We start from the raw sequence: 21,072 nt of genomic DNA, 5'->3' as shown, positions 1-21,072 counted from the left end.
GCCTTCGCATCGGAAAAAACGTGGGGGTGCCTCCGGATCATTTTCCGGGAAATGGAGGATATGACGTCCGAGATGTCGAACTCCCCGTGCTCCCTCGCGATCTGCGCGTGGAACAGTATCTGGATCAGCAGGTCGCCAAGTTCTTCGCATAAAAGTTCCGGTTTTTTCCTGGCGATGGCGTCCAGGACCTCGTGCGCTTCTTCCAGCAGGTACTGGCGAAGGGAGGAATGTGATTGGGCGCGGTCCCATTCGCACCCGCCTTCGGCGCGAAGGCGCTCCATTATTCCTGCGAGTTTGCCGAAATCGTCCATGGCGGATTTTTCCACGAGTAATGATAACATAAGGGATTAATGACCCGTCGGTTTCTCATCTCCTGCGGCTGTCTGAGCCTGGTCACGATCTTCCTTGCGTTTCCCCTTGCGATGCCCGGTTTGTCGGCGGCGTCCGTGGGGAAGGATTTCCTTTCGGGATATCCGGCCCCCGTCCGGTCCCAGGCTGAAAGGGTGGGGGCGGTCGCGCGCGCCGGCAGGGAGGCGGAACTCGCGAAGGAAGTCCGCCTGTTGCGGGTACGGATGCACGAAACCGGCATCCTCTCCATCAACGCTTTCCCCGACCTCGTCTTCGAGCGCGCCGTGCGGGAGGGGTGGAAGAAGGATGCCGCGCCGGTTCTCCGGATACTGCGGGAGGTTTCCCCGTTTTCCGTGCCGATGTGGGCCTGGCTTGCGAAGGAGGACATTATCTCCGGGCGGTTGCAGGAGTTCCTGCAGGACCTTGAGGGGATGGCGGGCGCCACGCGCCGGTTCGGGCCCGCGCTCCTCGGTTATGCTTCCTGGCTTTTCACTTTCATGACCGCCGCCGGTTGCTGGTTCGCCTTGTGGGGGTCGTCGATACTGTTCCTTCGCGCGCGGCCGTCGCTGGAAGGGGACCTGCTGCGCGCGCTCGATATCCCCTACCGTGAAAGCGTCGCCCCGGTCCTGCTCGCGTTGATTTTCCTGCTGCCCGTTGCGGCGGGATTCGGACTGGCGGTGGCGGCCTGCATCTGGCTCCTTCTCTCGGTCGCCTACCTGCGGAGAGGGGAACTCGTTCTTTTGACGGCGGTGGTGCTTGTCCTCGTCGGTCTTGTGCTGGCAGGAGGCATTCTCCATTCCCTTCGGACATTCGGAGACGAGGCCCGCGTCGGATGGCTCGGCGGGGAGGGGAATCTGTCATTTGCGCGCAGCAACAAGGGGAGCGCAGCGGGGATGGTTTTTCTTCCGGGAGGGACGTTCTCCTGGATGCAGAGGTTCGAAAGGGCCCGTTTGGAGATGCAGTCGGGGGATCCCGCGGCGGCGGAAAAACGGTGGAATTCGCTTATCGATGACGGAAGGGATCTGCAGGAGGTGGTGAACAACCGCGGAGTCGCGCGCGCGCAGATGGGTAAGGTCAGGGAGGCCCTGGACGATTTCGAATCCGCCGCCGTGAAGCACCCCGGGGACCCGTCCGCGCTGTGGAACGCCTACCAGGCGCACCTGCAACTCTTCAACCTCGACCGGGCCCGCCTAATACAGCCGGAAGCGTGGGACCGCATCCAGAGGCTGCCGCCGTTCTTCCACAGGCCCGCCGACATGGAACAGGGAGAATGGATCGCTTCGCCGCTTCCCGTCCGCGAAATCTGGAAAGTCGTATTCCGGCTCAGGGAAGACTGGATCCGCGATGCGGGGGAAAGCGATATGTTCCTCTCGTTCTTCCGCCCGTTGTCGGCGTCGGGCGCGGTGGTGTTCCTCGCGGCCGTCCTTCTTTTCTCGAGCGCATGGAATCTGCTGTCACGCAAGCTGTGGGTCCATTCGACCTGCCGTTCGTGCGGCAGCAGGTCGCTCGTGGTGCGAAGCCGCGAAGCATCCGATCTCTGCGGGCCCTGCAGGGTGAACCTGGGGGGAGGCATCAGGATGGGAAAAGAGCGGACCAGGAGGGTCCAGGGGATAGTGCTGCACAGGAGGTACGTGCGGCTGGCCTCCCTTGCAGTGCCGGGTGCGGGCGCGCTCTGGTCGGGGAAAGAGATCCGCGTGCTGGTTTTCGGAATGATGTTTTCCACGGCTCTCGCCGCCGTCACCTGCTCGCTGGGGGGATTGCGCGCGGGCGGACCGCTGGTCGCCGATCTGCAGCGGACCGTGTCGGTCTGGGGGGTGGTCGCAACCGCCGTTCTTTGGGCGGGGGGTGCGGTGTGGGGAATCCGATCCTTCACGATACTGCAGCAGAACCGAAACGTCGCGGGAGAGCGGTGACGGGCCATGCAGGGTAAACTCGGCGATTTCAGCATTCCGGACATCTTCCAGCTGATCTCCAACCAGGGGAAAAGCGGCTCGCTCACCATCAGGGGCGGCGAGCGGGATTCGGTCTTCCTCTTCTCCGAAGGCCTGATAGTCGATGTACAGCCCGACCGCCGCGTCCCCTCCGGGATGCTGGGGACGATGCTGGTCGATGCGGGGCTGATCACCGCCCAGCAGTTGCGCAAGATCCTGATGACGCAGGAAAAGGGGGGGAAGAAGCTGGGCGAGGCCCTGGTGGAGAGGGAAATTATCTCCGGCGAGACGCTCGCCCGGTACCTTTCGCTCCAGATCAAGGAGAGCCTGTTCGACGTCCTGCGGCTGAAAGACGGGGAATACAGGTTCGAGAGCTTCGCGGTGCGTCCTCCCGCGTGGATGTCCAGCCCGGTCCGCGCCGACGTGCTGATGCTCGAGGGGATGCAGTACCTCGACGAATACCCGATCTACAGGGAGAAGTTCCCGCCCGGCGATTTCCGGGCGGCGCGGAAGGAAGGTGAAAAAGTCGACACGTCAGCCCTGTCCGAGGAGGAGCGCCGCATATGGAAAGGGCTGGAATTTTCCGCGGAGCCCCAACGTATCTTCCGCAAGGCGTGCCTGACATGGTTCGAGGGGGTAAAGGCGTTGTGGTCGCTTCTGGACCGCGGCCTGGTCGAGGTCTCGGCGCCGGAGGAGAAGAGGGACGATCCCGAACAGCTCTTCCGCGAGGAGAGGGCCCGGATCCGGAACATCGGATACCTCAGGGCCGCCGCATGGTTCGGCGTCGCCGCTTACATGGGGGCATGGGTTTACCGGCTTCTCCTCGCACCGGGCTCCACGAGCTCGTTCGCGATGTGGGTGAGGTTCTTCTAAAGGAGGTCGCGCGGTAGGAAAATGGAAGCTGTGGAACGCAGGGAGGAAACGCTCCGTTTCGACGACACCGGCACGCTCCCCGAGCTGTTCGGGCGGCACGACGACCACCTGAAGATCGTGGAGCGCGCGCTGGGGGTCGCCATACGCCCCAAGGGCAACGAAGCTTTCGTGTCAGGGGATCCGCTCCAGGTAGAGTTGGCGGCCAAGGTGCTCGACGGGCTGTACCGCGTGCTGCGAAAGGGGATACCGATCACGTCGAACGACGTCGCCTCCGCGGTGAGGATCGTCTCGTCCGACAGGAACGCGGATGTCGCCACCGTGTTCCAGGACGTCGTGTTCATGTCTTCCCGCAGCAAGATCATCACTCCCAAGAGCGTCGCGCAGAAGATGTACCTCGACGCGATCCGGGAGTCCGACATCGTCTTCGGCGTCGGCCCGGCGGGGACGGGGAAAACGTTCCTGGCGATGGCGATGGCGGTCGGATACCTCGTCCGCAAGGAGGTGAAGCGGATCATCCTCGCGCGCCCGGCCGTCGAAGCGGGCGAGAAGCTGGGCTTCCTCCCCGGCGACATGGCCGAGAAGGTCAATCCGTACCTGCGCCCCCTGCACGACGCGCTTTACACGATGCTGGAGTACGAGCAGGCGGCGAAGATGATGGAGCGCGGAACGATAGAGGTTGCGCCCCTCGCCTTCATGCGCGGCCGGACGCTGAACGACTCGTTCGTCGTGCTCGACGAGGCGCAGAACACGACCTCGGAGCAAATGAAGATGTTCCTCACGAGGATCGGTTTCGGCTCCAAGGCGGTCATAACGGGAGACATCACGCAGACCGACCTTCCCTCGGGTCGGGTCTCCGGCCTGAACGAGGCGATCGATATACTCGCGGGAGTGGACGGTATCCGGTTCTGCCGGTTCACGGAGATCGACGTCGTGCGCCATCCCATCGTGCAGGAAATCATCAAGGCCTATGAACGATACGAAAAACGGTGACAGGAACAACAGGGACCGCGAGGCCGGCGAGGCGCGGCGGGGGATTCCGTTCAGGGAGAGCGTGATCGGCCTTCTCTCCGCGGCGGTGTTCGTGGCGCTCTTCTATCTCTGGGGATCGGAGATCTTCCCCCGGTCCGCCGGGCGAATGGGAGGCCTCTTCCCCCTCGCGGGCGCGGTGGCGCTGACGCTCGCGGTCGCCCTGTTCCTTTCCGAATGGTTCGGCTTCGCGGGCAGGGAAGTGCGCAAGGTCCGGCTGGCCGCGAGGGATTTCCTCTTCCTATGCTCCCTGTCGCTGATCCTGCTGTTTCTTGCGAAGGCCGTAGTCGAGGTGCTTCCGTCGATACCCTCGTGGAGCGGCGTGGTGCCCGCGCGCCTGTACGTCTACCTGATTCCCCTGCCCGCCTTCGCCATGATCGTGCGCGTCCTCCTGAACTCCGAAGTCGCCATACTGTTCACCGTCGCGGCTTCCGTCCTTTCCGCAGCCGCGGCATCCGGGCGATGGCCCGCGCTGCTTTTCCTGCTGCTGTCGGGCACGGCGTGCGCTGCACGGTCGGGACGGATACAGGACAGGTACCGGATGCTCCTGGCGGGCATCATGGCGGCGCCGATCTGCGCGCTGGGGGCGATCGCCCTGGAATTGGCGCTCCATGGGACGTCCGGAATCTGGTGGGCGGGATTGTTCGCCGCGGTCAACGTCCTGGCCGCCGGCCCGATAACGCTGGCCCTCCTGCCGCTGGCCGAATACGCATTTGGATACGCGAGCGACATCCGGCTGATGGAGCTGGCGGGCACGGGGCATCCGCTCCTCAGGCGCCTGATGCTCGAAGCTCCGGGAACGTTCCACCACAGCGTCGTCGTGGGCACGCTCGCAGAGGCGGGCGCGACGGCCATCCACGCCAACCCGCTGCTTTGCCGGGTCGCCGCCCTGTTCCACGACGTGGGGAAGGTGGCCAAGCCGCAGTACTACTCCGAAAACCAGGCGGGCGTCGAAAACGTCCACGATATCCTGTCTACGGGCATGAGCCGGGTCGTCATTCTGTCCCACGTCAAGGAAGGCTTGCGGCTCGCGAAGGAATACCGGCTGGGAGACCGTGTCGCGGAAATCATCGCCCAGCACCACGGGACCAGCTACCTGTACTACTTCCTCGACAAGGCGCAGGCCGATATCCAGGAACGCCGCTCCTCCGAAGAGATGTTCAGGTATCCGGGGCCACGCCCGCGGAGCCGCGAGGCGGCGATCATCATGCTGGCGGATTCCGTCGAGGCGACCGCACGGAGCCTGAAGGACCCCACGAAGGCGGAGCTCGACGAGATCGTCGACCGGATCGTCGACCGCGCCTACCTTGACGGCCAGCTCAACGATTGCGATATGACGCTTCGCGATCTCCATGCAGTATGCGAGGCCTTTAAAAATGTTCTCTCGGCCGTGCTGCATGCCCGGGTCGATTACCCGGAGAGCGGCAAGGGCCCTCCCGTCGGATGACGCGGTACGGCGTCAGTATCCGGCAGCATCCGAGACCCGCGCCCTTCGATGGAGCGAAGCTGCGCGCGCTGGTGCGCAATGCGCTCGCCCTTCTCGAACCCGATGCGGCGGACCTGAGGATTCTCGTTGTGGACGACGCCGAAATGACGGAATGGAACCGCCGGTTCCTCGGCCGCCCCCGTACCACCAACGTCATCTCCTTTCCGGACGGGGATGCCCCGGGCCTTGCGGGGGACATCCTGATCTCCGCGCCGACCTGTCTCCGGCAGACGTCCGGATGGCCGGGGTCGTCCGAGGAGAGGGTCCTGTTTTTCATCATCCACGGAATCCTGCACCTGTCGGGCCACGACCATGAACTTGGCGCGACCGAAGCGAGGCGGATGCGCTCGGCGGAGATGAAGCTGTATCGTTCGGCGTTGGGAAAGGTGCGCAGTTGAAAATCCCGGCCCGGGCGGTTCCATGGGCGCACGGCGCCCTGTTCGCGGTCCTCTATGCGTCGGGCACGCCGGGATACGACGTCCCGCTGCTTCCGTTCGTCTGCTGGCTTCCGTTCTTTACGTTGATGAAGTCGGCGCGGGATTCCCGGAATGCGGCGTGGCGGGGGTTTCTCGCGGGCATCGGTACGAACCTCCTGCTGTTCTACTGGATCGCATACACGGTAGCCGTCCCCGGAAGGATCGGATGGCCCGCCGGGTGCCTGGCGGCTTTGCTGGTCGCCGCCTACATGGGGAGCTATTTTTCCGCCGCCGGATTCATCGTCTTCCGCCTGGGCAAGAGATTCGGAAGCGCCGGCTTGTTCGCGTTCCCCTGCGCCTGGACCGGCCTGGAATACGCGCGGTCGGTCCTCTTCACGGGAAGCCCCTGGATGCTGTTCGGATACAGCCTGACGCAAAGCGCGGTCCTGATGCAGGCGGCCGACCTTGCAGGCGTATTCGGACTGGGATTCCTGCTGACGCTTGCCAACGTATGCCTGTTTCGGGCCGGAGAGATATTATCCGCGGGGGAGAGGCGCCGCGCGGCGATGCACGCGGCCGGCGCGATCGCCGTCCTGGTATTTTTCCTTGCGTATGGATCCTGGCGCATCTCGGAGTGGAGCAGGCGCCCCGACGGCCCGGGCCTGCGCATCGCGATCGCGCAGGGGGGCATCGACCAGTCGGTAAAGTGGGAGACCGCCTACCAAAACAAAACGTTGGAAATCTACGGGCGGCTGACGCGCGAGGCGGCTTCGAAAGGCGCCCGGATCACGGTGTGGCCGGAGACCGCCGCCCCCTTCTTCTACTGGTGGGAGGTAGAGATGAGCCGCGAAGTCGAAAGGTCGGCTTCGGAGAACGGCGTTCCGTTGATCTTCGGCGCCCCCTGGTTCAATCCTTCCGAAGGAGGGAAATATTACAACAGCGTGTTCCTCCTCGACCGGCAGGGAGTCCTGGAAGGCAGATACGACAAGCGTCACCTGGTACCCTTCGGTGAATATATCCCGCTGAAACAGGTGTTTTTCTTCGTGCGCAAGATGACGGAAGGGGGAGAGGATTTCTCCGCGGGCACGGGCCCCGCCCTTTTCAACGTCGAAGGCGGGCCGGCGGGCGCTTCCGTGTGCTACGAAGCCGTCTTCCCGGGGATCATACGGGAAAGCGTGCTCGCGGGGGCGCGATGGCTCGTAAACGTGACGAACGACGCCTGGTTCGGGGACACGGTGGCGCCTCGGCAGCACCTTGCGATGGCGCGCATGCGGGCGGTGGAGTTCCGCAGGCCGATGGTCCGCGCCGCCAATTCGGGGATCAGCGCGCTGATCGACGCCCGCGGGGAAGCTGTGGCGACCCTTGGCCTGTTCCGCTCGGAAGTGCTGGTCGGAGAGATCTTCCCGGGGAAAGGGGACACGATATACGCGAAAACAGGTGAAATCTTCGCAATTTGCTGTACTATAATAACTTTTTTCATTCTGTGTATCCTTTTGAGAGGCGTCGATGGGGTCAGGACTGCTGGAAGAAAAGTTCGCCGTGCTTGAATCGCGCTGCAGCGCGCTTCGGGGCTATCTTTGAAGTAGACAATAAGAAAAACAGGCTGGCGGAGCTGGAGACCGCCGTGTCGCGTGAAGGGTTCTGGGGTTCCCCGGAAAGCGCCGAGCCGATACTGAAGGAACGGAAGTCGCTCGAGAACTTCCTTTCTAGGTGGTCCGCGCTGGAGAAGTCCGTCGGGGACCTGCGCGCATTCATCGACCTGTACGACGAGTCCGGGGACGAGTCCCTTTCGCCCGAGATCGATCAGCACGCTGAAAAGATGGAGCGCGCCCTCGACGAGATCGAGCTGGACCGGATGCTTTCCGGGGACGACGACGAGAGGAACGCCATCCTGACGATTCACGCGGGGGCCGGGGGCACGGAGTCCCAGGATTGGGCGGAGATGCTCCTGCGGATGTACATGCGCTACGCCGACCGGACGGGGTTCGAGGTGGAGATCCTCGAGAGGCAGGAAGGCGAGGAGGCGGGGATAAAGAGCGCCACGATCCTCTTCTCCGGCGATCACCCGTACGGATACATGAAGGCCGAAATGGGCGTCCACCGGCTCGTGCGGATCTCCCCGTTCGACGCCAACAAGCGCAGGCATACCTCCTTCGCATCGGTCTTCGTCTCCCCCGAGGTCGACGACAACGTCGAGATCCTGATAAACGAGACGGACCTGAAGATAGACACGCTTCGGTCGGGAGGCGCGGGGGGCCAGCACGTGAACAAGGTGGAGTCCGCCGTCCGTATCAGCCACATGCCTACCGGGATCACCGTCCTGTGCCAGCAGGAGCGGTCGCAGCACAAGAACAAGGCGATGGCGATGAAGATCCTGCGCTCCAAGCTGTACGAGCTGGAGATGAGGCAGCGAGCCGAGAAGGCGACGGAAGCGCACAAGGCGAAGAAGGACATCGCCTGGGGATCGCAGATCCGCTCGTACGTCCTCGCCCCGTACCGGCTCGTCAAGGACCACAGGACCGGTTACGAGGCGGGAAACGTGGACGCCGTGCTCGACGGGGACCTGAAGGAATTCATAAGGCGGTTCCTGCTTGCCGGGGGGCAGGAAGAGGCAAGCGCTAAAAGGGGGGGGGCGTGAAAGAGGAGTGGAACGAACTGGTCCGCGACCGGATACGCAAGGGGGAGGAGATCCGCGCGGCCGGAGGAAACCCCTATCCGAACGACCAGAAGGTCGGCTGGACCGCCGCCGCCGCCCGGGCCGCCGCGGAGGGGTTGAGCGTCGAGGCGCTTGCGGAGAAAGGGATCCGCGTGGACATTGCAGGCAGGGTCCTCGCGTCGCGCAATTTCGGCAAGGCCGCGTTCATCTCGATCGCGGACCGCACAGGTAACCTTCAGGCCTACCTGCGGAAGGACAAGCTGGGAGAGGAAGCCTACGGCCATTTCCGTAATACCGTCGATGTCGGGGACATCGCGTGGTGCGATGGGACGCTTTTCATCACGAAGACCGGCGAGCTCACGATAGAGGCGTCCGGTTTCCGCCTTCTCTCCAAGGCGATAAGACCGCTGCCGGAGAAGTGGCACGGGCTCGTGGACGTGGAGACGAGGTACCGCCAGAGGTACGTGGACCTGATCGTAAACGCGAAGGTCAAGGAGGTTTTCCGCAGGAGGGCCGGGATAATCGCCTACGTCCGCTCCTTCCTGGCAGCGAGGGATTTCCTCGAGGTGGAGACTCCGATGATGCAGCCGGTCGCCGGGGGCGCGGCCGCGAAACCGTTCATCACGCGGCACAACGCGCTTGACATGGACCTTTACCTGAGGATCGCGCCGGAGCTGTATCTCAAGCGGCTGCTTGTCGGCGGGTTCGAGCGCGTCTTCGAGATCAACCGTAATTTCCGGAACGAGGGAATCTCGACGCAGCACAACCCGGAGTTCACGATGGTCGAGTTCTACCAGGCCTACGCCGACTACGAGGACCTGATGCGGCTTACCGAGGAACTGGTCTCCGGCCTCGCCGTATCGCTTTTCGGGACAGCATCCGTGACATACCAGGGGGAGACGCTCGATTTCACGCCGCCGTGGGAACGCCTGACGGTGGCCGCGGCGGTCGCACGGTACGGCAACGTGCCGGAGGAACGGCTTTCCGACGAGGAGTTCCTCCGGGAGATGGCGCGCTCGCTGGGCCTGGCCGTCAAGGGCGACTGGGGACCGGGAAAGCTGCTGATCGGGATCTTCGAGGAAGTGGCGGAACGGAAGATCCGCGGGCCCGCCTTCGTGACGGAATATCCGGTCGAGGTATCCCCCCTGTCCAGGAAGAACGACCGGCGGCCGTCGATCGTGGACCGCTTCGAGCTGATCGTCCTCGGCCGCGAGATCGCCAACGCCTTCTCCGAGCTTAACGATCCCCTGGACCAGCGTAAACGGTTCGAGGAGCAGTTGAGGCAGCGTGAAGGGGGGGACGAAGAGGCGCACGCGATGGACGAGGATTTCCTTCGCGCGCTTGAGCACGGCATGCCGCCCGCGGCGGGGGAAGGGATCGGGATCGACCGGCTGGTCATGCTTTTCACCGATTCCCCGTCCATACGGGACGTGATCCTGTTCCCCCAGCTGCGGAAGGAAGGGTAGCCGCGGTTTGAAGCTTCCGGTCGAACATTACATTGCGCTGAAGTACCTCCTGGCGAAGCGGAAGCAGACCTTCATCTCGATCATCACTATCATCTCCGTCGCCGGAGTGACGGTCGGCGTCACCGCGCTGATCATCGTTCTCTCCGTCATGAGCGGGTTCGAGAAGGAACTGAAGGACCGGATCCTCGGCGCCACGGCGCACGTGCACGTCACCAGCCTGGAAGGGAGCATCGCCGACCCGTTCGCGCTGGCCGCCCGGATCAAGCAGGTGCCCGGCGTCGCCGGAGCGAGCCCGTACGTGTTTACCCAGATGATGATTTCGTCCGGGGCCGCATCGTCGGGCGGGGTCCTGCGCGGGGTCGACGTCGCCACCGTCGGCGACGTCACGCGGCTTCCGCGGGACATCCGGCACGGAAGCATCGAGTCGCTGCGCCGCAAGGGCGACGCAGGCATGCCGGGAGCGATCCTCGGACGGGAGCTTGCGGGGAACCTCGGGGTGTCCGTGGGCGACGTCGTGGAAATCCTGGTGCCCGGGGGAAACGTGACCCCTCTCGGGACATTCCCGCGCGTGCTGCGGGTCCGCGTCGGCGGGATCTTCGAATCGGGGATGTACGAGTACGACGCGACCTTCGCCTACATATCCCTGGATCAGGCGGGGCGGCTTCTCGGACTGGAAGGCAGGAGCACGGGCATCGAAGTGAAGGTGAACGACATATACGCCGCGGGGGAAACGGCCGCGAAGATCCGCTCCGGCCTCGGTTACCCTTACTGGGCGAAGGACTGGATGCAGAGCAACCGCAACCTGTTCTCGGCGCTCAAGCTGGAGAAAGTGGTGATGTTCATCATCCTCGTGCTGATCGTCATGGTCGCGGCATTCAATATAATAAGCACGCTCATCATGGTGGTCATGGAGAAGACGCGGGACATCGCTATCCTCATGACGATGGGCGCGACCCGCAGGACGATACGGAGAGTGTTCGCCCTGGAAGGCCTTTTCATCGGCATAACGGGCACCGGCCTCGGGACGGCGCTCGGCCTCCTCCTGTGCGATCTTTTGCGGCGGTATCAATTCATCCGGCTGCCGAGCGACGTCTACTACATCTCGACGCTTCCCGTGCTTCTCGATCCCGCGAACATCCTTCTGGTAAGCGGAAGCTCCGTCCTGATATGCTTCCTTGCGACCCTCTATCCGTCCATACAGGCGGCGCGCGTCGATCCGGCCGAGGCGATCCGGTATGAATAGCGGCCCCCTGATCCGCGTCGAAGGCCTGAGGAAGCACTTCCCCAGGCGCGGCGGACCGCTGGAAGTCCTCAAGGGGGTCGACCTTTCCGTCGATCGCGGAGAAACGCTCGGCGTCGTGGGGGTTTCGGGAGCGGGAAAGACCACGCTCCTCCAGATCGTGGGAACGCTGGACCGGGCGACATCGGGGTCGGTCTTCTATGAAGGCCGCGATCTGACGGCCCTGCCCGAGGAAGAGCTGGCCGGGTTCCGGAACCGGACGATCGGGTTCGTATTCCAGTTCCATCACCTCCTGCCGGAATTCGACGCAAGGGAGAACGTGATGCTCCCCTGCATGATTTCCGGGATGGACCGGGAGGACGCCGGCAGGAGGGCGGAGGCGCTTCTTTCCGAAGTGGGGCTGTCGGAGCGTATCGACCATCGAATCGGAGAGCTGTCCGGGGGGGAACAGCAGCGCGTGGCGATCTGCCGCGCGCTTGCGATGGAGCCGTCCGTGCTCCTGGCCGACGAACCGACGGGCAACCTGGACAAGGATACGGCGAGGGGGGTATTCGACCTGCTGATGGATCTCAACCGGAAACGTGGACTCACGCTGATGATGGTCACCCATAACGAGGAACTGGCCGGGCGGTTGAACCGCGTCATACGCATCGACGACGGGAGGGTCGTGGCGTGAGGTTGCGGGCGATGGCGGCGGCTTGCGCCGTCGCGGCCTGGCTGATGGCCGCGCCTCCCGCCGTAAAGGCCGGGTCGGGGGAATTTCGCGTCGTGGCCGTCGACGTGCAGGGGGCGAAACGGGCCGGCGCCGACGCCATACGCCAGGCGATGAAGACGAAGGCGGGGGGGGAATTCGACCTTGCCAGGATACGGGAGGACGTGAAGGCGGTCTACCGGATGGGGTACTTCACGGACGTCAGGTTCGACGCCGAGGAAGTTCCCGGCGGCTACAGGATCACGATCATCGTGACGGAAAAGCCGATCGTTTCTTCCGTCCGGATCGAAGGGAACAAGGAGGTGGAAGCGGCGGACATCCGGGCCGCCCTCACCGTCAAGGAGCGGAACCTCTTCAAGGAAGACCAGGCCAAGGAGTCGGCCCGGAAGGTCCTGGAGCTGTACCAGAACAAGGGATTTTTCGACACCACGGTCAACTCGAAGGTGGAGGAGGAGGCCGACGGCTCGATGAGGGTGGGGTTCCGCATCGAGGAGGGAGAAAAGCTCAAGATCGTCAAGATGCGCGTAACGGGGAACCTCTATTTCCCGGGGAAAACCATACTGAAGCAGATGGACACGAGCGAAAAGGGGTTCTGGTCCTTCCTCACCGAGTCGGGCACGTTCAAGAAGGACGTCATCGAGAACGACATCCGAAAGATCGAGGCACTCTACCAGAACAACGGCTTTCTCGATTCAAAGATATCCGATCCGATGGTGAAGCGCGGCAAGAAGGGGCTGGAGATAACCATCCACGTGTTCGAAGGCCGCCAGTATCGCGTGGGGCAGATCCGGTTCACGGGGGAAAGCGATATCCCGGAGGCGGACCTTCGCAAGGCGGTAAAGCTCAAACGGGGAGAAGTCATGAACCGGGAGGTGCTCCTGGCAGACCTCCTCGAGCTGACGACGCTTCATAACGACAAGGGGTATGCGCAGGCGATCGTTTCCCCGATCGTCGAGAAGCGCAAGGAATATCCGGTGGCCGACCTGACGATCAAGACGGACCGCGGAGGGAAATTCCGGTTCGGCAGGGTCGAGATCACGGGAAATTCGAAGACGCTCGACCGGATCATCCGCAGGGAGCTCGAGGTCGAGGACGGGCTGATCTACACCGCAACCGGGCTGAAAGAGAGCAAGGAGAACCTCGGCAGAACTTCCTATTTCAAGGACGTCAAGATCACCACGGCGCCGTCGAAAACTCCCGGCCAGATGGACGTGAAGGTCGACGTGCAGGAAGGCCCGACGGGGACGCTGTCGGGCGGAGCGGGGTACAGCTCGCTCGACAAGATCTTCGGCGTAATCCAGTTGACCGAGAACAACCTTTTCGGCCGGGGCTGGAAGGCCTCCTTGAGCTCTCAGTTCGGCGCGAGGCGGACCGTCTACCAGCTCGATTTCCGCGATCCCCACATTTTCGACACGGACTACAGCCTTCTCCTCAGCGCCTACAAGACGGACGTGAAGTACCCTGACTTCCGCCGCCGTGCGAAGGGAGGAAAGATCGGGGTGGGCTACCAGTTCACGAAATACACCGTGGCCAGCGTATCCTTCCGCATGGACGAGACTCTGATAACGGACCCGGGCTCCGCGGCCTCGACCATCCTGAAGGAAGAGTTCAGCAAGGGTACGCAGAAGACCCGCAGCATCTCCCCGAGCATCACGCGCAACACGACGGACAAGATGTTCGACCCGTCGAAAGGCTCGGTCCAGTCGGCGACGCTCGAGTACGCGGGAGGCCCCTTGGGGGGGGACAGCGATTTCGTCAAATACTTCCTCAACGCGCGGAAATATTATTCGATATTCCCCCCGACGGTCTTGAGCGCGAACATCCTCTGGGGGCACACGATCACGACGGTGGGAGGAAGGGTGCCTATCTTCGAGCGGTTTTTCCTCGGGGGGCCTTACAGCATCAGGGGATTCAAGGCGCGCACCGTTTCTCCGAAGGACCCGAATACCGGCGAGCTGATCGGGGGCAACAAGGAGCTGTTCATGAACGTGGAGTACATCTTCCCCATAGTCGGGGAATACGGCTTCAAGGGAGTCGTGTTCTTCGACGCGGGGAACGCTTACCGCCAGGGAGATTGGCCCTGGAACGGACCGGGCCTGAAGTATGCGGCCGGCACGGGGATCCGCTGGTATTCGCCGATGGGGCCCCTCAGGTTCGAATTCGGATGGAATCTGAAACCGGCCCCCGGCGAATCGAAGCGGGTGGCCGAGTTTACGATAGGGACGGTATTTTAATCCGGGAGGACGACGATGGGAAAGGGAAGGGAGTTGTGGATGGCGGCGGTCGTCGCGGCGGCGCTTCTGTTCGCCGGCGGGGCGTTCGCCGAAGGCTTGAAGGTGGCGGTGATCGACGTGAACAAGATCCTGAACGAATCCGAAGCGGGCAAGACGGCGAAGAAGAAGATCGAAAGCAGGTACGAGGAGCTCAAGAAAAAGGTGGAGGAGAAGCAGGAAGAGGCGAAGAAGATCAAGGACGAGATCGACAAGCAGAAGATCATCCTCGGCAAGGAAAAACTGAAGGAGAAGGAAGACGCGCTGAACGGCAAGATAGCCGAACTGCGCCAGCTTACCCAGGAAGCGGAGAAGGAGATGCAGTCGCGTCAGGGCGAGCTTACGCAGGAAGTGCTCAAATCGGTCAAGGCGCAGCTCGACAAGTTCGTGGGGAAGGAGAAGATCGACCTTGTCCTGGACCAGACGCAGGGCGGCGTCGTGCATTTCAGCCCGTCCCTGGACATCACGGCGAAAGTACTGGAACTGGTCAACAAGGAGAAGCTTGGTGGAAAATAAGTTCCGCCTGTCCGAAATCGCGGCGCGCATCGGGGCGGCGCTGGACGGCGAGGACGCCGTCGTGGGCGGTGTAGCCCCAATAGAGGAAGCCGGCCCCGGCGAGGTGACGTTCCTTTCGAACCCGAAGTATGCGCGGTTCGCGCGCGAGACGAAAGCGGCTGCCATCGTGGCCAGGAGCCGCGTGGAAGGCTCGCGCGCCGCGTTCCTGATTTCAGGGAACCCGTACTTCGCCTTCGCCTGCCTGGTCGAGTTGTTCCATCCTCCCGTCCGCCCGCCGGCCGGGATCTCGCCTTCCGCATCCATCCACCCGGGAGCCATCCTGGGAAAGGAAGTGAGCGCGGCGCCGTTCGCCGTCGTCGAGGATGGGGCGTCCATAGGGGACCGGACCGTGCTTTTCCCGGGCGTATTCGTCGGAAGGGGCGCTTCCGTCGGCGAGGATTGCCTGCTTTATCCCAACGTCGTCCTGTACCATGACGTCCGCGTCGGGTCCCGCGTCATCCTGCATGCGGGGTGCGTGATAGGGAGCGACGGGTTCGGATTCGCTCCCTCCCCCGAAGGGTACCGGAATTTCCCGCAGGTGGGGACGGTCGAGATCGGGGACGACGTGGAAATAGGGGCGAACACAACGGTGGACAGGGCGGCGCTCGGCGTAACGAAGATCGGCAAGGGCACGAAGATCGACAACCTCGTGCAGGTCGCGCACAATGTCGCCATCGGGTCGGACACCGTGATCGCGGCGCAGGCGGGAATCTCCGGGAGTGTAAAGATAGGCAGCAGGGTGATGATCGGCGGGCAGGCGGGCTTCGCGGGGCACCTCGAGGTGGAGGACGGCGTCATGGTCGGGGCGCAGGCGGGGATCGCGGGCACGCTGAAGGCGAAGGATTCACGGGCCTGGTCGGGCACCCCTGCCATTCCGCACCAGGCGTGGCTGCGGCTTGCGACCCTGCTTCCGAATCTGCCCGAATTGTTCAAAAGGGTGAAACGGCTGGAAGAAGGGAAAAAACAGAAAGGGGAGGGATGAGATGATCACGATCCAGGAGATCATGAACCTCCTGCCGCACCGCTACCCGTTCCTGATGGTCGACCGGATAGTAGAGATGGTGCCGGGCAAGTCCATCGTGGGACTGAAGAACGTCACGATAAACGAGCCGTTTTTCACGGGACACTTCCCCGGAATTCCAATCATGCCCGGAGTCCTGATCGTGGAGGCGCTGGCGCAGACGGGGGGGATATTCGCCTTGCTGGCGCTGGGAGGCGAGAAGAAGCTCGCATACTTCGCGGCGATCGATAACTGCCGGTTCCGCCGGCCAGTGGTGCCGGGAGACCAGCTCATCCTGAACGTGACGATAACGGCCCACAAGGGGCCGGTATGGAAGATGCACGGCGAGGCGAGGGTCGGAGACGCGCTCGTGGCGGAGGCCGACCTGACAGCCACGATCCGGGACGCATTCGCGGAAAAGGCCCAGGAAGGAGCCGCGAAATGATCCATCCCACGGCCATCGTCGATCCTGACGCTAGGCTGGGCGACGGCGTCGAGGTCGGACCCTACGCCGTGATCGGGCCGAAGGTCGAGATCGGCGACCGGTGCCGGATCGGATCGCACGCGGTGATCGAATCCCACGTCCGGATGGGGAAGGAAAACCGCGTATCCCCCTTCGCTTCCATCGGGGCTCCCCCGCAGGACCTAAAGTTCAAGGGAGAGGAAACCTGGGTGGAAATGGGCGACGGGAACACGATACGGGAATACGTGACCGTGAACCGGGGCACATCCCACGGGACGGGTGTGACGAAAGTCGGGAACGGAACGCTCCTCATGGCGTATAGCCACGTGGCCCACGACTGCCGGGTCGGGAGCCGGGTGGTGATCGCCAACGCGGCGACGCTGGCGGGCCACGTCGAGGTGGGCGACTCAGCCATCATAGGCGGCCTGGTCGGAGTCCACCAGTTCGTCCGGATAGGTGAGTTCGCGATGGTGGGAGCGCTTTCCGGGGTGCCTCAGGACGTCCCGCCGTACGTGACCGCCGTGGTCGCGCGGCCGCAGAAGGGGCCTTCGCTCTACGGTCTGAACCTCATCGGCCTCAAGCGGAACCGGTTTTCCGATGAGGCCATCGCGGCGCTGAAAGCGGCGTACAGGATCCTTTTCAGGTCGGGGACGCCCATGGGGGAAGCAACGGCGAAGGTGGAATCGGAGGTGACGCAGCTTCCGGAGGTGATACGCCTGCTCGAATTCATACGCTCCAGCAAACGCGGGGTGCTGCGATAAGGAAGGGGATGCCGATGGTGAGCGGAGCGCTCAGGGCGGGGGTGATCGGTGTCGGGTACCTCGGACGGCTCCACGCCCAGAAGATCTCGTCGTTCCAGGACCTCCGGTTCGTCGGGGTGTGCGATCTGAACCCCGACCACGGGAAGAACGTCGCAAGGGAATGCGGGACGGCGTTTTTCAAGGACCACAGGAGCCTGCTCAATGAGGTGGACGCCGTGTCCATCGCGGTTCCGACGACGGCCCACTTCGCCGTTGCGATGGACGCGATGCGCGCCGGCGTACACGTGCTGCTGGAGAAGCCGATCACCGCGAACCTGCGTCAGGCGAGGACCCTGGTGCGGGAGGCTGCGGAGCGGAATCTCGTGTTCCAGATCGGGCACGTGGAGCGGTTCAACCCCGCGGTGCGGGATGCGGCCTCCATACTGACCGAGCCGAGGTTCATCGAATGCCACCGGTTGGGGCCGTTCGGAGGACGCGGGACGGACGTAGACGTGGTGCTCGACTTGATGATCCACGACATCGACCTGATCCTTTCTTTCGTCCGCTCCCCCGTGACTCGCATTCACGCGGTCGGGGTCCCGGTCGTGTCCTCCAACATAGACATCGCCAACGCGCGGCTGACATTCGCAAGCGGCTGCGTCGCCAATGTCACGGCCAGCAGGGTATCCGCGAAGAAGCAGCGGAAAATCCGCATCTTCCAGGAAGATGCGTACGTCTCGATGGATTTCGTCGAGCACTCGATCCAGATATTCCGCAGGACATATCCGCACGGAACGAAGGATTTGCCCGAAATATCCGGGGAGCTTCTCGAGACGGAGAAGGGGGATTCCCTTCGGGACGAGATCCGGTCGTTTTTCGATTGCGTCGGCGGGGGGAAATCGCCTCTTGTATCCGGTGTGGAAGGCCTTGCCGCGCTCGACCTGGCATTCCGCATCCTGCGGAAGATGAGGAGACGTTGAACACTGGACCGAAGACCCTTTTCATCGTCTGTGGCGAGCCGTCGGGGGAAACCTATGCCGCCAGCGTCGCCAGGGCGTTTCGCCGCCGATTCCCGCGCGTCCCGATGGAAGGGATCGGCAGCTCGCGCCTCGCGGCGGAAGGGGTGCGGCTCCTTCTGGACTACGGTACGATTTCCGTCGTGGGAATCACGGAGGTGGTCCGCCATCTGCCGGCGGTGGTCTCCGCGCTCCGGCAGGCGGTGCGGAGAGCTTCAAGGCCGGATGTCGGCGCGGTGCTTCTCGTGGATTTCCCGGATTTCAACTTCAGGGTCGGGCGGAAGGCGCATGCGAGGAACGTTCCGGTGATCTACTACATCCCTCCGCAGCTTTGGGCGTGGAGAAGAGGTCGGGCCAGGGAGCTTTCATCCTTCACGGACGGGGTGGTGGTTATTTTTCCGTTCGAGGAGCCGATGCTAAGGGGCGAGGGTGTCAATGCCAGGTTCGCGGGACATCCGCTTCTGGACGAACTCGCCCCGTGGCTCGACGCTTCGCCGGATCCGGCCCGATTCGGTATTCCGCCTGGGAAGCGGCTGGTCGGCCTGCTGCCGGGGAGCAGGCCCGGCGAAATCCATGCGCACTTCCCCGTCATGGTCGAGGCCGCCGGACGGATCGCGAAGGATCATCCCGAAGTCCATTTCGCGGTGCCCCTGGCTTCACCCAGGTTCCGGGGAATCGTGGAAGGCGTCCTTCGCGGAAGCGGGCTTCCGGTGACGGTTGTCGAGCGGGACCGCCACCTTCTGTTCCGGGGAATGGCCGCGGCGGCGGCCGCATCGGGAACAGTGACGCTGGAACTGGCGCTCCTGGGGGTCCCTGCCGTGATCGTGTATCGCACGTCGGAAGTGACTTACCAGTTGGGAAAGCGGCTGGCGAAGGTGTCCTCCATCGGATTGCCGAACATCGTGGACGGCCTTCCGTTTCTGCCGGAGCTGATCCAGGCGGAATGCCGCCCGGACCGGGTCGCCGGAGAGATCCTTGGCCTGTTGGAGGATGCCGGACGGAGGGAAACCCTGGCGGCCAGGTGCCGTTCCTTGAGGGAAAAACTGACGGGCCCGGGACCTTCCGGGGCGGTCGTGGACATGCTGGCGCAGGCTGCGGGGGAATCATGGGCATGACCGTCTATCGCCGGATGCTCGAATACGTCCGGCCTTACATGCCGCGGCTCCTCATCGCGATGGTCTTCATGGTCGCGGTGTCCGCATTCCACGGATCGATCGCATTCCTCGTGAAGCCGGCGCTCGACGACATATTCATCAAGAAGGACGTCTCGAAGCTGGCTCTCATCCCGCTCCTTGTACTCGGCGTCTACCTGTCGAAGGCCGTGCTCGAGTTCTCGCAGCAATATCTTATGAGCGGAGTGGGGCAGAAGGTGATCCGGGACATCCGCGAGCACCTGTACCGGCACCTGCAGTCGCTCTCGCTGTCCTTCTACATGAGGCACCCGACCGGCGTCCTGATGTCCCGCGTCATGAACGACGTAGGGCTCATGCAGGGAGCCGTCACCGACGCCGTCACCGGGCTCATCAAGGATTTCTTCACCGGGATCTTCCTCATCGGAGTGGTGTTTTACAGGGACTGGAGGCTGGCGCTCATCGCCCTGATCGCGTTCCCGCTGGCCTTCTGGCCGATCTACCGGTTCGGCCGCAAGCTGCGGCGGACCAGCATACAGACCCAGGAAGTCACAGGAGGCCTGACCACCCATCTGCAGGAAACGATCAGCGGCGCAAAGCTGGTCAAGTCTTTCGGGGCGGAAGAGTACGAGGTGGACCGTTTCGCGGCGAAGAACGCGGACCTGTACCGGCTGAACATGAAGATCGTCAAGGTACAGGCGCTCACATCCCCCCTGTCGGAGACGTTCGCGGGGATCGGGGCCGCCGCGGTGATCTTCTACGGCGGCTACAGCGTCGTCCAGGGATACAGCTCCCCGGGGAATTTCTTCTCCTTCATGACGGCGCTCTTCATGCTGTACGAGCCGGTCAAGCGGCTTTCCCGCGTCAACAACGTCATCCAGCAGGGGATCGCCGCCGCGGAGCGCGTGTTCGAAGTGCTCGACACCCTGCCGGAGGTGGAGGAAAAGCCCGGGGCCCCGGAACTTCCGCCGGTCACACGCGGGATCGAATTCGACCATGTCGATTTCCGGTATCACGGCGAGGGGGACTACGTCCTCAAGGATATCTCCCTGGCCGTACCCTCCGGGACCATGGTGGCGATCGTGGGCTCCAGCGGCGCCGGCAAGACGACTCTCGTCGACCTCCTGCCGCGCTTCTACGATCCGCAGAACGGCGTGATCCGTATCGACGGAACGGACATCCGGGACGTATCTCTTTCGTCGCTCCGCTCGCAGATCGGCATCGTGAGCCAGCACACGATCCTGTTCAACGACACGGTGCGGGCGAACATCTCATACGGGATGCCCGGCGCGCCCGCGGAGAAGATCGAGGAAGCGGCGAGGCGTGCGAACGCGCACGGTTTCATTTCCAGGCTGCGCAACGGGTACGGCACCGAGGTCGGGGAACAGGGGCTGATGCTGTCCGGCGGCGAGCGCCAGCGGCTGGCCATAGCGCGCGCCCTGCTCAAGGACGCGCCGATCCTGATCCTCGACGAGGCGACGTCGGCTCTCGACTCGGAATCCGAGTCGGTTGTGCAGGAGGCGCTCGATACGCTGATGAAAGGCAGGACCGTCTTCGTCATCGCTCACCGTCTTTCCACCGTGAGGAACGCCGACACGATCCTCGTGGTGGAGGAAGGGCGGATCGTGGAAATGGGGACCCACGAGGAGCTCCTTTCCTCCGATACGCGGTACCGCACTTTCTATCTGAAGCAGTTCGAGGAGCGGAGGACCGGCGCCGTGACCGGAGCCGATCCCGCGTGACG

Annotated in this window: 19 protein-coding genes; 18 read left to right on the top strand and 1 reads right to left on the bottom strand. The window is 63.4% G+C overall.

The window, feature by feature from the left end; genetic code table 11:
• A partial coding sequence (locus HY896_05880; protein ID MBI5575876.1) for a nucleoside triphosphate pyrophosphohydrolase occupies positions 1–341 on the bottom strand: 341 nt, incomplete at its 3' end.
• A 9-nt stretch (positions 342–350) separates the two neighbouring features.
• On the opposite strand from HY896_05880, the gene HY896_05875 reads away from it, so the two are divergent.
• From HY896_05875 to msbA, 18 genes are all read left to right on the top strand, one after another.
• The gene (locus HY896_05875; protein ID MBI5575875.1) at positions 351–2,261 is read left to right on the top strand and encodes a tetratricopeptide repeat protein; all 1,911 of its coding nucleotides are present in this window, start codon (positions 351–353) and stop codon (positions 2,259–2,261) included.
• A gap of 6 nt (positions 2,262–2,267) precedes the next feature.
• Positions 2,268–3,152 (top strand): DUF4388 domain-containing protein, encoded by an 885-nt coding sequence (locus HY896_05870; protein ID MBI5575874.1) that lies wholly within the window; start codon positions 2,268–2,270, stop codon positions 3,150–3,152.
• Between the two features lie 21 nt (positions 3,153–3,173).
• Entirely contained in the window at positions 3,174–4,142 is a 969-nt protein-coding gene (locus HY896_05865) for a PhoH family protein (GenBank protein ID MBI5575873.1), read from the top strand.
• Positions 4,120–5,625: an HDIG domain-containing protein gene (locus tag HY896_05860; protein MBI5575872.1), complete on the top strand. Its 1,506-nt coding sequence runs from the start codon at positions 4,120–4,122 to the stop codon at positions 5,623–5,625. Before HY896_05865 ends, HY896_05860 begins: the two co-directional genes overlap by 23 nt.
• Positions 5,622–6,062, top strand: coding sequence for an rRNA maturation RNase YbeY (gene ybeY / locus HY896_05855; GenBank protein ID MBI5575871.1), 441 nt, complete (start codon positions 5,622–5,624; stop codon positions 6,060–6,062). Before HY896_05860 ends, ybeY begins: the two co-directional genes overlap by 4 nt.
• Positions 6,059–7,627 carry an apolipoprotein N-acyltransferase gene (gene lnt, locus HY896_05850; protein ID MBI5575870.1) on the top strand — a complete coding sequence of 523 codons (1,569 nt, stop codon included), beginning with the start codon at positions 6,059–6,061 and terminating at the stop codon, positions 7,625–7,627. The genes ybeY and lnt overlap by 4 nt, the downstream gene beginning before the upstream one ends.
• Positions 7,587–8,718, top strand: a protein-coding gene (gene prfB, locus HY896_05845) for a peptide chain release factor 2 (GenBank protein ID MBI5575869.1) whose coding sequence is annotated in 2 segments (ribosomal slippage) — positions 7,587–7,658 and positions 7,660–8,718 — 1,131 coding nt in all. Because the reading frame shifts where the segments join, the coding sequence is not laid out codon by codon here. Before lnt ends, prfB begins: the two co-directional genes overlap by 41 nt.
• Positions 8,715–10,202, top strand: a complete 1,488-nt coding sequence (gene lysS / locus HY896_05840) for a lysine--tRNA ligase (GenBank protein MBI5575868.1) — start codon at positions 8,715–8,717, stop codon at positions 10,200–10,202. The genes prfB and lysS overlap by 4 nt, the downstream gene beginning before the upstream one ends.
• A gap of 7 nt (positions 10,203–10,209) precedes the next feature.
• Complete coding sequence (locus HY896_05835) at positions 10,210–11,445, top strand: lipoprotein-releasing ABC transporter permease subunit (GenBank protein MBI5575867.1); 1,236 nt, start codon at positions 10,210–10,212, stop codon at positions 11,443–11,445.
• The gene (locus tag HY896_05830) at positions 11,438–12,118 is read left to right on the top strand and encodes an ABC transporter ATP-binding protein (protein MBI5575866.1); all 681 of its coding nucleotides are present in this window, start codon (positions 11,438–11,440) and stop codon (positions 12,116–12,118) included. The genes HY896_05835 and HY896_05830 overlap by 8 nt, the downstream gene beginning before the upstream one ends.
• Entirely contained in the window at positions 12,115–14,388 is a 2,274-nt protein-coding gene (gene bamA, locus HY896_05825; GenBank protein ID MBI5575865.1) for an outer membrane protein assembly factor BamA, read from the top strand. The genes HY896_05830 and bamA overlap by 4 nt, the downstream gene beginning before the upstream one ends.
• Positions 14,389–14,403: 15 nt before the next feature.
• A complete protein-coding gene (locus HY896_05820) occupies positions 14,404–14,940 on the top strand; it encodes an OmpH family outer membrane protein (protein ID MBI5575864.1) in 537 nt (178 codons plus the stop codon).
• Positions 14,930–15,961, top strand: a complete 1,032-nt coding sequence (lpxD, locus tag HY896_05815; protein ID MBI5575863.1) for a UDP-3-O-(3-hydroxymyristoyl)glucosamine N-acyltransferase — start codon at positions 14,930–14,932, stop codon at positions 15,959–15,961. Before HY896_05820 ends, lpxD begins: the two co-directional genes overlap by 11 nt.
• Position 15,962: 1 nt before the next feature.
• Positions 15,963–16,424, top strand: a complete 462-nt coding sequence (gene fabZ / locus HY896_05810; protein MBI5575862.1) for a 3-hydroxyacyl-ACP dehydratase FabZ — start codon at positions 15,963–15,965, stop codon at positions 16,422–16,424.
• The gene (lpxA, locus tag HY896_05805; GenBank protein ID MBI5575861.1) at positions 16,421–17,203 is read left to right on the top strand and encodes an acyl-ACP--UDP-N-acetylglucosamine O-acyltransferase; all 783 of its coding nucleotides are present in this window, start codon (positions 16,421–16,423) and stop codon (positions 17,201–17,203) included. The genes fabZ and lpxA overlap by 4 nt, the downstream gene beginning before the upstream one ends.
• 14 nt (positions 17,204–17,217) lie before the next feature.
• Positions 17,218–18,162: a Gfo/Idh/MocA family oxidoreductase gene (locus HY896_05800; GenBank protein MBI5575860.1), complete on the top strand. Its 945-nt coding sequence runs from the start codon at positions 17,218–17,220 to the stop codon at positions 18,160–18,162.
• The gene (lpxB, locus tag HY896_05795; GenBank protein ID MBI5575859.1) at positions 18,159–19,313 is read left to right on the top strand and encodes a lipid-A-disaccharide synthase; all 1,155 of its coding nucleotides are present in this window, start codon (positions 18,159–18,161) and stop codon (positions 19,311–19,313) included. Before HY896_05800 ends, lpxB begins: the two co-directional genes overlap by 4 nt.
• Positions 19,304–21,070: a lipid A export permease/ATP-binding protein MsbA gene (gene msbA / locus HY896_05790; protein MBI5575858.1), complete on the top strand. Its 1,767-nt coding sequence runs from the start codon at positions 19,304–19,306 to the stop codon at positions 21,068–21,070. Before lpxB ends, msbA begins: the two co-directional genes overlap by 10 nt.
• Positions 21,071–21,072 lie beyond the last annotated feature (2 nt).

This window comes from Deltaproteobacteria bacterium, from assembly GCA_016218975.1.
Taxonomy (GTDB): Bacteria; Desulfobacterota; Deferrimicrobia; order Deferrimicrobiales; family Deferrimicrobiaceae; genus JAENIX01.
This window is presented reverse-complemented; position numbering and strand designations above follow the sequence as displayed.

Coding starts and splice junctions, on each gene's coding strand:
- HY896_05875 (MBI5575875.1), top strand. CDS start 351: ATGACCCGTCGGTTTCTCATCTCCTGCGGCTGTCTGAGCCTGGTCACG.
- HY896_05870 (MBI5575874.1), top strand. CDS start 2,268: ATGCAGGGTAAACTCGGCGATTTCAGCATTCCGGACATCTTCCAGCTG.
- HY896_05865 (MBI5575873.1), top strand. CDS start 3,174: ATGGAAGCTGTGGAACGCAGGGAGGAAACGCTCCGTTTCGACGACACC.
- HY896_05860 (MBI5575872.1), top strand. CDS start 4,120: ATGAACGATACGAAAAACGGTGACAGGAACAACAGGGACCGCGAGGCC.
- ybeY (MBI5575871.1), top strand. CDS start 5,622: ATGACGCGGTACGGCGTCAGTATCCGGCAGCATCCGAGACCCGCGCCC.
- HY896_05830 (MBI5575866.1), top strand. CDS start 11,438: ATGAATAGCGGCCCCCTGATCCGCGTCGAAGGCCTGAGGAAGCACTTC.
- HY896_05820 (MBI5575864.1), top strand. CDS start 14,404: ATGGGAAAGGGAAGGGAGTTGTGGATGGCGGCGGTCGTCGCGGCGGCG.
- fabZ (MBI5575862.1), top strand. CDS start 15,963: ATGATCACGATCCAGGAGATCATGAACCTCCTGCCGCACCGCTACCCG.
- lpxA (MBI5575861.1), top strand. CDS start 16,421: ATGATCCATCCCACGGCCATCGTCGATCCTGACGCTAGGCTGGGCGAC.
- HY896_05800 (MBI5575860.1), top strand. CDS start 17,218: ATGGTGAGCGGAGCGCTCAGGGCGGGGGTGATCGGTGTCGGGTACCTC.
- msbA (MBI5575858.1), top strand. CDS start 19,304: ATGGGCATGACCGTCTATCGCCGGATGCTCGAATACGTCCGGCCTTAC.